This is a genomic window from Thiohalobacter sp. IOR34, from assembly GCF_030406045.1.
Taxonomy (GTDB): Bacteria; Pseudomonadota; Gammaproteobacteria; order Thiohalobacterales; family Thiohalobacteraceae.
Genome location: NZ_CP128988.1, coordinates 2,487,753 through 2,500,000, shown reverse-complemented (window position 1 = coordinate 2,500,000; position 12,248 = coordinate 2,487,753). Strand labels below are relative to the sequence as shown.

At 62.0% G+C, this 12,248-nt stretch carries 10 protein-coding genes, 1 tRNA gene, 2 rRNA genes and 1 other annotated feature (1 of these 14 only partly in view); of the genes, 9 read left to right on the top strand and 4 right to left on the bottom strand.

The annotated features are described in order from the left end of the window. Together QVG61_RS11615 and rrf are read left to right on the top strand one after the other, a co-directional pair. A 23S ribosomal RNA gene (locus QVG61_RS11615) occupies positions 1–1,561 on the top strand; it begins 1,333 nt to the left of the window's first position. A gap of 96 nt (positions 1,562–1,657) precedes the next feature. Then, positions 1,658–1,773 (top strand): 5S ribosomal RNA (gene rrf / locus QVG61_RS11610). Here rrf and QVG61_RS11605 read toward each other — a convergent pair. Further along, a complete protein-coding gene (locus QVG61_RS11605) occupies positions 1,762–2,034 on the bottom strand; it encodes a hypothetical protein (RefSeq protein ID WP_289930803.1) in 273 nt (90 codons plus the stop codon). The genes rrf and QVG61_RS11605 overlap by 12 nt on opposite strands. Positions 2,035–2,059: 25 nt before the next feature. Between QVG61_RS11605 and QVG61_RS11600 the strand changes: the two genes are divergently transcribed. Then, complete coding sequence (locus tag QVG61_RS11600) at positions 2,060–3,496, top strand: methyl-accepting chemotaxis protein (RefSeq protein WP_289930802.1); 1,437 nt, start codon at positions 2,060–2,062, stop codon at positions 3,494–3,496. A gap of 1 nt (position 3,497) precedes the next feature. On the opposite strand, the gene QVG61_RS11595 is transcribed toward QVG61_RS11600, so the two are convergent. Then, positions 3,498–4,717 (bottom strand): IS3 family transposase gene (locus QVG61_RS11595; protein WP_289930801.1). Its coding sequence is split into 2 segments (ribosomal slippage): positions 3,498–4,429 and positions 4,429–4,717, totalling 1,221 coding nucleotides; the frame shifts between segments, so codons are not numbered across the junction. Continuing rightward, positions 4,323–4,439, bottom strand: a sequence feature (AL1L pseudoknot). It overlaps the preceding gene by 117 nt. A 49-nt stretch (positions 4,718–4,766) precedes the next feature. Between QVG61_RS11595 and QVG61_RS11590 the strand changes: the two genes are divergently transcribed. Continuing rightward, the gene (locus QVG61_RS11590; RefSeq protein WP_289930800.1) at positions 4,767–5,273 is read left to right on the top strand and encodes a methyl-accepting chemotaxis protein; all 507 of its coding nucleotides are present in this window, start codon (positions 4,767–4,769) and stop codon (positions 5,271–5,273) included. Positions 5,274–5,623: 350 nt separating this feature from the next. Here QVG61_RS11590 and QVG61_RS11585 read toward each other — a convergent pair whose 3' ends face one another. Further along, positions 5,624–6,511, bottom strand: coding sequence for a PEP-CTERM sorting domain-containing protein (locus tag QVG61_RS11585; protein WP_289930799.1), 888 nt, complete (start codon positions 6,509–6,511; stop codon positions 5,624–5,626). An 838-nt stretch (positions 6,512–7,349) separates the two neighbouring features. After that, positions 7,350–7,712: a hypothetical protein gene (locus QVG61_RS11580; protein ID WP_289930798.1), complete on the bottom strand. Its 363-nt coding sequence runs from the start codon at positions 7,710–7,712 to the stop codon at positions 7,350–7,352. A gap of 203 nt (positions 7,713–7,915) precedes the next feature. Here QVG61_RS11580 and birA point away from each other — a divergent pair, with 203 nt between their 5' ends. The 5 genes from birA (at position 7,916) to QVG61_RS11555 (ending at position 11,985) form a co-directional block, all read left to right on the top strand. Beyond that, the gene (gene birA / locus QVG61_RS11575) at positions 7,916–8,893 is read left to right on the top strand and encodes a bifunctional biotin--[acetyl-CoA-carboxylase] ligase/biotin operon repressor BirA (protein WP_289930797.1); all 978 of its coding nucleotides are present in this window, start codon (positions 7,916–7,918) and stop codon (positions 8,891–8,893) included. After that, the gene (locus QVG61_RS11570; protein WP_289930796.1) at positions 8,890–9,954 is read left to right on the top strand and encodes a type III pantothenate kinase; all 1,065 of its coding nucleotides are present in this window, start codon (positions 8,890–8,892) and stop codon (positions 9,952–9,954) included. The genes birA and QVG61_RS11570 overlap by 4 nt, the downstream gene beginning before the upstream one ends. Continuing rightward, complete coding sequence (locus tag QVG61_RS11565) at positions 9,951–10,793, top strand: hypothetical protein (protein ID WP_289930795.1); 843 nt, start codon at positions 9,951–9,953, stop codon at positions 10,791–10,793. Before QVG61_RS11570 ends, QVG61_RS11565 begins: the two co-directional genes overlap by 4 nt. 61 nt (positions 10,794–10,854) lie before the next feature. Next, positions 10,855–10,930, top strand: a tRNA-Thr gene (locus QVG61_RS11560). A gap of 29 nt (positions 10,931–10,959) precedes the next feature. Then, on the top strand, positions 10,960–11,985 hold the full coding sequence (locus QVG61_RS11555; protein ID WP_289930794.1) for a glycosyltransferase: 1,026 nt from the start codon (positions 10,960–10,962) through the stop codon (positions 11,983–11,985). Positions 11,986–12,248: the final 263 nt, after the last annotated feature.

Genomic DNA, 12,248 nt, shown 5'->3' with positions numbered 1-12,248 from the left:
CCCTAAGGCGAGGCAGAAATGCGTAGTCGATGGGAATCAGGTTAATATTCCTGAACCTCGCAGTATTGCGATGAGGGGACGGAGAAGGCTAGACCTACCGGGTGTTGGATGTCCCGGGGAAAGTATGTAGGCGGAGGACTTAGGCAAATCCGGGTCCTCTTAACGCTGAGATACGAGACCATCGCCCATGTGGTGAGAAGTGGTTGATGCCATGCTTCCAGGAAAAGCCTCTAAGCTTCAGATACTGCGGGACCGTACCCCAAACCGACACAGGTGGGCGGGGAGAGAATCCCAAGGCGCTTGAGAGAACTCGGGTGAAGGAACTAGGCAAAATGGTACCGTAACTTCGGGAGAAGGTACGCCCCTGGTACGTGAAGCGACTTGCTCGTGGAGCGGAAGGGGGTTGCAGTGACCAGGTGGCTGCGACTGTTTACTAAAAACATAGCACTCTGCAAACTCGAAAGAGGACGTATAGGGTGTGACGCCTGCCCGGTGCCGGAAGGTTAATTGATGGGGTTAGCTCTTCGGAGCGAAGCTCTTGATCGAAGCCCCGGTAAACGGCGGCCGTAACTATAACGGTCCTAAGGTAGCGAAATTCCTTGTCGGGTAAGTTCCGACCTGCACGAATGGCGTAACGATGGCCACACTGTCTCCACCCGAGACTCAGTGAAATTGAAATCGCTGTGAAGATGCAGTGTACCCGCGGCTAGACGGAAAGACCCCGTGAACCTTTACTACAGCTTTGCACTGAACTTTGAGCCTACCTGTGTAGGATAGGTGGGAGGCTTTGAAGCCCGGACGCCAGTTCGGGTGGAGCCATCCTTGAAATACCACCCTGGTATGTTTGAGGTTCTAACCTCGGCCCGTTATCCGGGTTAGGGACAGTGTATGGTGGGTAGTTTGACTGGGGCGGTCTCCTCCCAAAGAGTAACGGAGGAGCACTAAGGTACCCTCAGCGCGGTCGGACATCGCGCATTGAGTGCAAAGGCATAAGGGTGCTTGACTGCGAGACAGACACGTCGAGCAGGGTCGAAAGACGGTCTTAGTGATCCGGTGGTTCTGTATGGAAGGGCCATCGCTCAACGGATAAAAGGTACTCCGGGGATAACAGGCTGATTCCTCCCAAGAGTCCATATCGACGGAGGAGTTTGGCACCTCGATGTCGGCTCATCACATCCTGGGGCTGTAGCCGGTCCCAAGGGTATGGCTGTTCGCCATTTAAAGTGGTACGCGAGCTGGGTTTAGAACGTCGTGAGACAGTTCGGTCCCTATCTGCCGTGGGCGTTTGAGATTTGAGGGAAGCTGCTCCTAGTACGAGAGGACCGGAGTGGACGTACCCCTGGTGTTCCGGTTGTCACGCCAGTGGCACTGCCGGGTAGCTATGTACGGACAGGATAACCGCTGAAAGCATCTAAGCGGGAAGCCCCTCCCAAGATGAGATCTCACTGAACCCTTGAGGTTCCTGAAGGGCCGTTCAAGACTAGGACGTTGATAGGCTGGGTGTGGAAGCGCAGTAATGTGTGAAGCTAACCAGTACTAATTGCCCGTGAGGCTTGACCATATAACACTCAAGCGGTTTGAGTGGAGTTGGTTCGCAACGCGATAACCCGACACTTTCATCAGCTTTCCGAATTTGGCCTTGTGCCATCACAGTTTGCCTGGCGGCCATAGCGAGGGGGAACCACCCGATCCCATTCCGAACTCGGAAGTGAAACTCCTCAGCGCCGATGATAGTGTGGGGCCTCCCCATGCGAAAGTAGGTCACTGCCAGGCTTTCAAACCAAAAACCCCTGACCGCTTGTCGGTCAGGGGTTTTTTCTTTCCTGTCCTTCGCAAGCCTGCCAACACTCTCCGGGCTGCCCGCCAGGGGCGCCACGCCTGCCGTCCCCATGCGTTGAATTCGCGTTCAAAAACCTTTTCCGGGAACGCATAAATTAATTCTTTCCACGGCCGATACGTTGTTAGCAGAGAGAATTCGGCAAATGAACTGCCTTGGCAGCGATTCAGTGGATGAAAACGATGTGGATGCTTCATTCACATCAGGTAATGGAGTACTGGAATGACGATCAAGACAAAACTGGCCCTGTTTGCCGGAATCTCCATTCTGGCCATTTCCGTCATGTTGTTGATGCAGGTGTATGCCTGGCAACGCGCGGAGGCCTTGCAGCGCGGTTTGGTCAGTATTGCCGACATCGAAACGGATGTGTTGAGGCTGCGCGGCTACGGCCAGGCCTTTCAGATGTATCGCGACCCGGACTCGCTCAAGGCCTTCGATGAATACCTGCCGCATTTTCGGCATGACATCGGGATGTTGGCGCAACTGATCGCCGACATAGGGGCTGACGCGGTGATGGTGCAGCCCTTGCGTGATGCCATGCAACGCTATATCACGGATTTTCATGTCCTGGCTGCCAGCATGCAGAGGACTGGGTTCAAGGAGGATCAGGGGGTTCGAGGTGCCATGCGGCAGGCCGTGCATGAGGTGGAATCACGGTTGAATGAACTTTCCGAAGAACGGCTGCTGAACGACATGCTGATGCTGCGCAGGCATGAAAAGGATTTCCTGCTGCGCGAGCAGGATGATTATCTCCGCCGGCATGAGCGGGCATTCATGCATTTGCAGGCAAATCTGGCTGTGTTGCCGCTCGCTGCGGAACTCAAGGCCAGGATCAGCGATGGATTGCAGCGTTACCGGAGGTATTTTCGGCAGCTTGCTGCCGAGGTCAAGCTGCAGCGCATGGGTGAGGGCAGCCTGGCGATGCGATTGAATCAAGCCAGTGAGCAGCTTGAGGCCCGACTCCTGGAAAGCGTCAATCTCATCCAGCAGCTGTTCGCCCGTACCGGGCAATCCACAAAGCGGGTGAGCCTGATGCTGTCTCTCCTCATGGGCGGTGGTCTGCTGTTTGCCGCCATCTACATGGTGGGTTCCATCAGTTCGCGGCTCAATCGCGTGACCCTGGCGATGGAACAGATATCGGAAGGCAATGCAGATCTGTCAGTTTCGCTGCCGGAGGACGGCAACGACGAGATAACCCGTCTGTCGAAGGCGTTCAACCGTTTCGAGACAAAGCTCGATGACACGGTCAGGCAGATCATGCTGGTCGCAAGCGAGTTGTCCCTTTCCAGCCAGCGGGCACAGACCTTTACCACGACGACCAATCAGGCCCTGGAGGAACAGGTGCAGGCGATCGCCCGGCTGACCGATCGGGTGAGCGAGATGTCGGAGACAAGCCAGACGGTCAACAGCGTCATTGCCGATGGCGTGAAGAATACCGAGCAGGTCCGCCAGGAGTCCGCAGTGGGTCAGAATGTGGTCGCTGAGGCGCTTGACAGCATGCGCAGGCTGACTGAGGAGGTCGGGGTCCTCGGAGGCAGGATAAGCAGTCTGGCCAAACATCACGAATCGATCGGAACAGTGCTCGACATGATCGTGACCATTGCCGAGCAGACCAACCTGCTGAACCGCCCCGGATATTCCGGAGACTATTTTGTTTGAGTCAGGCCGCCTTGGCCGACTCTTGCTGGTGGCGATAATACGCCGCTTCCAACTCCGCCGGTGGTACATTGCCGGTCGGCTCCAGTAACCGCCGGTGGTTGAACCAGTCCACCCACTCCAGGGTGGCGTACTCGACCGCCTCCATGTTCTTCCAGGGACCCCGCCGGTAGATAACCTCGGCCTTGTACAGGCCGTTGATCGTTTCCGCCAAAGCGTTGTCGTATGAGTCACCCCGGCTGCCGACGGAGGCTTCAATACCGGCTTCCGCCAAGCGTTCCGTGTAGCGCACCGACAGGTACTGGCAACCCCGGTCGCTGTGATGCACCAAACCCTCCGTGTCCCGGCGCGACCACAACGCCTGCTCCAGCGCATCCAGCACCAGGTCCGTCCGGAGCGAGCGCGACACGCGCCAGCCGACGATCCGGCGGGCGTAGACGTCCACTACGAACGCCACATAGACAAAGCCCGTCCAGGTTGCCACGAAGGTGATATCCGCCACCCACAGCTGGTTGGGACGCGTCGCCGTAAATTGCCGGTTCACCCGGTCCAGCGGACGGTCCGCCACCTCATCACCGATCGTCGTCCGGCAGCGGCGACCCCGCACCACGCCGCGCAGCCCCTGCGACCGCATCAGACGCTCCACCGTGCAGCGTGCCACCGCGAACCCCTCCCGGTTCAACTGACGCCAGACCTTCCGGGCACCATACACCTGGAAGTTCTCTTCCCAGACCCGCCGGACCTCATCGGACAGTGCCTGGTCGCGCTTCACACGCGGCGGTAGCCGTTCCGGGTCGGCCTCACGGGCCTTGTGTTCGTAGTAGATCGACGGGGCAATCGGCAATACCGCGCAGATCGGCTCGACCCCGTAGCGATCCTTGTGATCGTCGATGTAGGCGATCATCTCCTCAGCTTGCGGTCGAGCTCCGCCTGGGCGAAAAAAGCCGACGCCGTCTTCAGTATCTCGTTGGCCCGGTTCAGCTCCCGGTTCTCCCGCTCCAGCGCCTTGAGTCGCTCCCGTTCCGAGGTCGTCAGGCCCTCTCGCAGTCCCTGGTCACGCTCCGCCTGCCTCACCCATTTCCGAAGCGTCTCCGGCGTACAGCCAATCTTGGCCGCAATGGAGGCCATCGCCGCCCACTGTGAACCATGTTCACCCTGGTGCTCGAACACCATGCGAACCGCCCGTTCCCGCACTTCCGGGGAATATCTCGTACTCTTCTTCATGACTCTATCCTCTCAAGAAATAGAGTCTCCGGTAAACCCGGGGCGGTTCATGCTGGCGCTGAATGCCGCCATCGAGGCGGCACGGGCAGGCGAACAGGGCCGTGGCTTTGCAGTGGTGGCCGATGAGGTGCGCGCCCTGTCGCAGCGAACCACCGAGGCAACGACGGAGATCAAGGGTTTGATCGAGACCATCAATGTCGATAGTCGCGAGGCGGTCGATCGTATGGCTCGAAGTACGGAAATGGCCAACCACAACCTGGAACAGGCGCGTGCGGCCGGCGAAGCCTTCGGGAGCATCGCCGCGGCAGTGGCCGAGATCCACAGCAGCAACAGCCATGTTGCGGGCATCGTCACTGGCCAGAACCAGCTGGCGAGGGATGTGCATGACACCATCCAGCACATCAATGCCAAGGTCGCAGAGTTGTCCAGAATGTCCAGACAGAATGTGTCCGACAATGGTGACCTGTCGCAGTATTCGGTTCAGCTCGAGTCCCTGATGGCCAGTTTCACGGGCCAGAATCTCGACAAGGGTGAGGCAGAGGTGGAACTCTTCTAAGAGTTTTCGGTATCAGGCGACGCTGCCTCGTGCAGACAGGCGAGCCGAAAAAAGCCCCGCCTGCCGAAGCAGACGGGGCCGATAGGAATCCACCAACCGTCTTCCGCGTCTCTTCCCTGAGACACGAAACACGCAGTGCCGAACGTCCTTGTTCCGTCCGGGGCCAGGCCCGAATATCCCTATCGCCGAACACCATACTCAAGTTATGGGAATCTGCCTATCCGAAAATCCTGATGAGGCCTGTAAGCCAAGGACTACAAAGGCGCGCGGTGATAAAAAAACGGCGACCCGCTGGCCGCCGTCTGAAGGGTTCCAGGGCATCCTTCCCTGGTCGATCTTGGCATTGTTGTTTAGGAGGAGGTCTTCTTCCTGCGCCCTGCCGCTGCCCCTACCAGGCCGATGCCCATCAGCGCCAGGGTGGCCGGTTCCGGCACACCGCCGGTCGGCGGCTGGGAGGTGATCTCCCGCACCTTGATGCTGATGAAGGCATTGGTGAAGGAGGTTGCCGTGTTGCCGCCGGCACGCAGTTGGCTCAGGTCCCAGGCCGCGCCGCCGGTGGCCAGCGCCAGATTGACATAGTCGGCGATGGTCGTGCCGAAACCGCCGGTGGCCACGCCGTTGGCGCAGGTGGTGAAGCCGCCGCTGCCGTCGGCGATGTAGCCGTTGCCCTTGGAGTCGATGCCCAGCGCGCGGCCGGCGTCGCAACTGAAGCTGGCAGCGACGACGGCGTTCAGCAGGGCGTTCTTGCGCTTCAGGTCGGCCAGCACCGTGCTGTAGGTGATGGCGTTGTCCGTGTTGTCACGGTCCTCGTCGGTGACCAGGATGATGTTCACGGCCGAGTTGGCGTTGAAGCTGTAGTTGGTCATCGCGTAGTTGATGCCGCGCCAGCCGTCTTCGGTGCCGCCGCTGGTGACCAGTGTACCCGTGGCGGCGCTGAAGCCGCTTGCCGTACCCAGGCCGCCGCCATCGACCGCATGCTGGTGCGGGAGATAATGGGCGCCACCGCCACCATAGCCGGTCAGGCCATAGCGGTTGGGCGTGGCGCCGCTGCCCACGTTGTTGGCTACCAGGCCCGTCTCCAGCGAGGTGATCATGCCGCCCAGCCAGCTATGTTCGCCGCTCATCGAGCCCGATTCGTCGACCACGGCCACCACGTCGGCCGCAACGGGAACGGCCAGCGCGGAACCTGCGCCTGTCGCCAGCATGACGGCTGCGGCGACCGGGGCGATCCAAGTCATTGGTGTCTTCATTGTCTTGCTCCCCACATTGAGTTGTTGGTATCTGCGGTCAGGGTCATGACGACACCGGATTCCTGTCCACGCCATGCACCCGTTCATTCATCACAGTCTGTTTGCAATGATATCACTGCATCATTCGGGCCAGGTGTCGAAACTCTTTTAAAAACATGGCGATGTGAAGATTTTGAGAAGAGGGTGGCTTCCGGCTGTAAAAGATTGTGACATGGGGTGCGGTTGCCGCAGCCCTCGCAGAGTGTGGCAGGATGCCCTCCTTTGTCGACTTCAAAATATGCTGGAATTCAAAAACCTAGCCCGCATATTGCGCGAAGGATTCGAGTTTCAGGGCAAATCTGGCCAAGCAGCCTGTTCGATCGCCCGCCGAAGCATAGCCGTAGCTAGGGTTCAAGGGCGATCGGGCGAAATGCGAGGCCAGATTTGGTCTGAACTCGAACAGGCACAAACTGTAACAGGGCACAATTGCCCGCATAGGGAATCAATGCCTTGATAAATAGCGGAAAAATTACGCTTTCAAGGCCGCCTTCGTGCAATATCCGGGCTAGAATGTTGTGGCGGACGCCGGTTGCTTGCCTGGCCCGGTTTGCCCGGTTGGTCGTGGCGGTCGAGACGGCAGGTCGGCACGGCTGCCTGTAAAAAATCGAAGACAGTGGCAGACGCCCGCTAGCCCGGATATTGCACCAAGGATTCGATGCTCAGGGCGAGGCTGGACCCGCCGGGGATCGCGGCCTGGAGGCCGCTCCTACGGGGCATGGCGGCACCATGGTAGGAGCGGCCTCCAGGCCGCGATTGGCGTGGTGTTAACAGGCAGCCGGCTAGATGCTCAGTATGGCCTGGGCTGGGCGACCAGCAGGGCCTCGGGAACGGCGTCGTTGATGGCGACCGGGATCTCCAGACAGATGCCCGGCCTGGCATGGGTGATGACCCAGAGCACGTTGATCTGCAGGTTGAGGTCGGCGAACACTACCTCCTTGGCATAGCAGGCCAGGATGCGTTCGATCTTGGCGATGGTGTCCTGGATGAGTCGCGGCGGCTTGTTGCGCAGTTTGGGGATGACCATCATGAAGTCGGTGAGGGGACGGCCGTTCTCGTCGCAGCGTGGGGCGCGGCGGAACAGTGGTTCGGCGCGTTCCAGCCCCAGGGAGGGGGCGAGGGCGGACGGCTTCGGGGTTTCGCTGGCAGACATGCCCTGGCTCCTTAGGCGGCTGGATGTCGGTCTTGCCATGTCCTCTTGAAGACACTAGCGACGCCCTTCATCCGGACTTGAATGAGGGGGCCTTACCCTGATTACAGCGCATTTTCCGGCGATTGCCAGTCCCCTCTTCTGGCGCGGTCTCGCAAAGGCATGGGTGCCATTGTGATTCAGTGGGTTGTGCTAAACTCCCCCGCATGACGATGCGCTACCGCTTGCTGCGGATACTGGCCGACGGGCGTTTTCATTCGGGACAGGATCTTGGATCGCTGCTCGGCATCAGCCGGGCCGCCGTGTGGAAGCACCTGAAGGCCATCCGTGGCATGGGGCTGGATGTCCAGGCGGTCCGCGGGCGAGGTTATCGTCTGGCCGAGCCACTGGAATTGCTCGACGAAGCCCGCATCATCGCTGCAATTTCGCAGCCGATGCGGGACCGGTTGAGTGCCCTGGAACTGCACACGGAGCTGGGTTCGACCAACGACCGCCTGCGGCAGCGGGCGCGGGAGGGGGCCGCCGGCGGTACGGCCTGTCTGGCCGAACGTCAGACGGCCGGCCGCGGGCGCCGCGGGCGGCGCTGGGTGTCGCCCTTCGGCAGCAACCTGTATCTGTCCCTGCTCTGGCGCTTTCCCTGCGGGCCGGCCCAGCTGGGGGGGCTGAGCCTCGCTGTCGGCGTGGCCCTGATGCGCAGTCTGCGCAGCCTGGGTGTCGAGGGGGCGGGACTGAAGTGGCCCAACGACCTGATCTGCCGGCAGGGCAAGCTGGCCGGGGTGCTGGTGGAGATGGCCGGCGAGTCGGCGGGACCCTGTTCCGCGGTGATCGGCGTCGGCCTCAACGTGCGCATGCCGCCCGACGCGGCCAGCGCCATCGATCAGCCCTGGGTCGATCTGCATCGTCTTTCACACCGGCCCCTGTCACGTAATCAGGTGGCCGGACAGATTTTGAATGACCTCATCGAGGTGCTGGTCCGTTATGAGCAGGAAGGCCTGGCGGTCTTCCTCGACGAATGGCGGGACCACGACCTGGTCGCCGGACGGGCCGTGCAGCTGCATCTGCCCGACGCCGTGCTTGCCGGCCGGGCCAGCGGCATCGATGACAGTGGTGCGTTGCTCGTCCAGGTGGACGGTCAGCCACGCCGCTTCGCCTCGGGTGAGGTCAGCTTACGGATGACACCATGATTCTACTGATAGACGCGGGTAACTCGCGCCTCAAATGGGCCTGCTACGAGGCCGGAAAATTCACCCGCAACGGCGCTCTCGACCGGGCCGCCGGTCCCACCAAGGACCTCGTCCGGGATGCCTGGGCCGATCTGGAGACACCCCGGGCGGTGTATGTCGCCAACGTCGCCGGCGACACCCTGCGGCGTTCCCTGACGGCCTGGATGAAGCGCAACTGGCAACTCACTCCGCGTTTCGTCCAGTCCAGCGCCGAGGGCCTCGGTGTCCGCAACGCCTATGCCGATCCCAAGCGTCTGGGTGTCGACCGCTGGCTGGCACTGGTCGCGGCGCGGGCCAGCGTCCGCGGTCCTGTCTGCGTGGTCGATTGCGGGACCGCGATCACCATCGATGCTCTCTCCGCCCAGGGGTGTCATCTCGGTGGCTTGATCCTTCCGGGCCTGGCACTGATGCGTCGCTCGCTGGTGGAGGGCACGGAGGGCATTGGCGAGCTGCCGGCGCTGGATCAGACCGAGCCGCCCCAGACCCTGCTCGCCAGCGACACGGGACAGGCCATCATCGCCGGCACCCTGTATGCTGCCGTCGCCACCCTCGACCGTATCCTCGGTGATCTGCGTGCCGAACTCGGCGGCCGTCTGCGCTGCCTTCTGACGGGGGGCGACGCCGAACAGCTGCGCGAGCTGCTGAGTGTGCCGACCCGTCACGAGCCCCGCCTGGTGCTGAAGGGGCTGGCGCGGCTGGTCGATGCCGAGCTGCAGGAAGCCGCCGAGCCGCCGCGCACTGACAAATGCCAGGAACGCGCTGTGCAGGGTGGCGGCGCCGAACAGCAGAAGGCTGCCGGCCAGCCAGAGGTCAGCGAAGGAACCGAACCCTCGTCGGATGCCGAGGTATCGGAAGTCCCCGGCGAGCCGGAGCGGCCTGCGCAATCGGCGGCCGACGTGGCGCAGCCGCCCGAGGCGGCGGCTTCCGATGCGTCTGGCATCAAGACGGCAGAGGCGGCAGAGGCGGCAGAGACAGCGACACCCGTCCCCGCGGCGGCTGCCGGGCACGACATTGACACATGAAACCCCTTCTCCTGCTGTTGGTGCTGGCCAATCTGCTGGTGTTTGCCTGGCTGCAGGCGCGGCCTGATCTGCAGCCGATGGTGGCCGAGGTGGAGGTGCCACCCCGGCCAGCCCATGTGGCGCGCCTTCAGCTGCTGAGTGAACGTCCCCCACTTGCACGGCCGCCGGCATCGGTGGCAGTCGATCCGCGGCAGGCGCAGAGGCAGAGCGATGAATCCGCTGCCGGGGAAGGTGCGACCCCGGTGCCGGAGGCCGAGCCGGTCGCGACGGCAGAGGCAGCGGTGCCCCCTTCCGCCGGAGCGGCGGAGCCACGGCAGCAGCCCCCGGCTGGGGTGACGGACGAGCTGCCCGACGCGGCGCCGGAACCGTCCGTTCCCGAACCGCCCCGACGGTTGTGTCACAGCGTGGGGCCTTTCGACAGCGCTGCGGCGGCCGAGGCGGCGGCACGCACCCTCGAGGCCGGGGGCTGGCGTGCGGTCCAGCGCGTTTCCGAGATCCAGCAACCGGCCGGCTTCTGGGTCTATCTGCCGGAGATGTCGCGTGAAGAAGCCGAGGCGACGGTGGAGGAACTGGTGCAGAAGGGCGTCAAGGACTACTTCATCGGCCGTGAGAACTTCGTCTCCCTCGGTATCTACCGCGATCAGGCAACGGCCGAGAAGCGCCAGCAGGAGATCCGCGCGCTCGGCTATCGGCCCAAGCTGGAGGTCCGTTACCGGCTGCAGAAGATCCACTGGCTGGATATCGAGGCGCAGTCCGGGACCGGCTGGGAGGCGGCGCGCTGGGCAGCGTTCCTGGACAGCCATCCCGGCGTGCATCGTCAGCCGCTGGCCTGTGAATAGCCGCCGGGCGAATTGCCTGCAACGGGGCGATTGCCTACAATGCCGGCTCACGCCAGACCCGGCCGACGTAGCACAACTGGTAGTGCAACTGATTTGTAATCAGTAGGTTGGGGGTTCAAGTCCCTCCGTCGGCACCAATCCTTCGAGCACCCCACACGGCCCTTCCATGATCCGTATCCTTCACGTCGGTGACCTCGGTCTGAAGCGCTATGGCCAGTTGCCCAACACCTTCGAGCGCAAGATGGTCTACGGCCTGTTGCGCAACGACTACTGTGTCTACGAGTTCAGCGACAAGGACGTCGCCAAGTTCGAGGCACCGCTCGGCATCAGCCGGCTGGGGATAGCGGCGGTCAACCGGCGGCTGCTGGAGACGGTCGACAACTTCCGCCCCGATCTGGTGATCTTCAGCAATTCGCGCAAGATTCCCAATGCCACCCTCGAGACCCTGCGCCGTCGCTGGCCGGCGACGCGCATTGCCTGTTACACCTGCGATCCCCTGTTCTCCGAGGACAACCGCGCACATCAGGTGCAGCGGCTGTCCGTCTGTGACCGCCTGTTCGTGACCATGGCGGGGCCCATGTTGCACGAGCTGGCGCGGCAGGGGGCGGCGCCGGTGCATTATCTGCCGAATCCGGCCGATCCCTCGGTGGAATGCCTCGACAACTCGGCACGCGAGGATCTCGATATCGATCTGCTGTTCTGCGGCACCGGCGGTAACGAGCTGCCGCGTACCCGGCTGATGCAGCAGTTGCAGAGCTCCCTGCCGCCGGCGTTGCGCTTCGAGGTGTACGGCATCCTCGGCCGGCCGAAGATCACCGGCTACGACTATTTCAGCGTACTGGCACGGACCCGCATGGCGATCAACATCAACAAGCAGGAGCAGCCGCTCTATTCCTCGGATCGCCTGGCACAACTGATGGGCAACGGCATCCTTGCCCTGCTGCACCAGGACAGTGGCCTGCAGTGCTTCTTCGGTGAGGAGCGGGCGGTGTTCTTCTCCGGTCACGACGATCTGCGCGACAGGGTTGTGGAACTGGCTGCCGACGACGAACGGCGGCGGACCATTGCCCGCGCCGGGCGTGACTACTACATGATGCATTTCTCGGCCCGCCAGGTGGCACGCTTCGTGGTCGAGACTACCCTGGAGACGGGTCTGGGCGAGGACTACGTCTGGCCGGTGGAAAGGTTTTAGTCGGAAGCCAGAAGCCAGAAGTCAGAAGTCAGAAGTCAGAAGTCAGAAGTCAGAAGTCAGAAGTCAGAAGTCAGAAGTCAGAAGTCAGAAGTCAGAAGTCAGAAGGGCGGGCATCGCGGCCTGGAGGCCGCTCCTACATCACATCGTGCCACCCTGCCTCGTCGTAGGAGCGGCCTCCGCCGCGATCGAGGTGTAGTTTCTTCCCGGGGTCCTGATTCCCGCCGCCCTGCGATCCCGTTCACAGTTTTTCTCCCGCCTTTGCC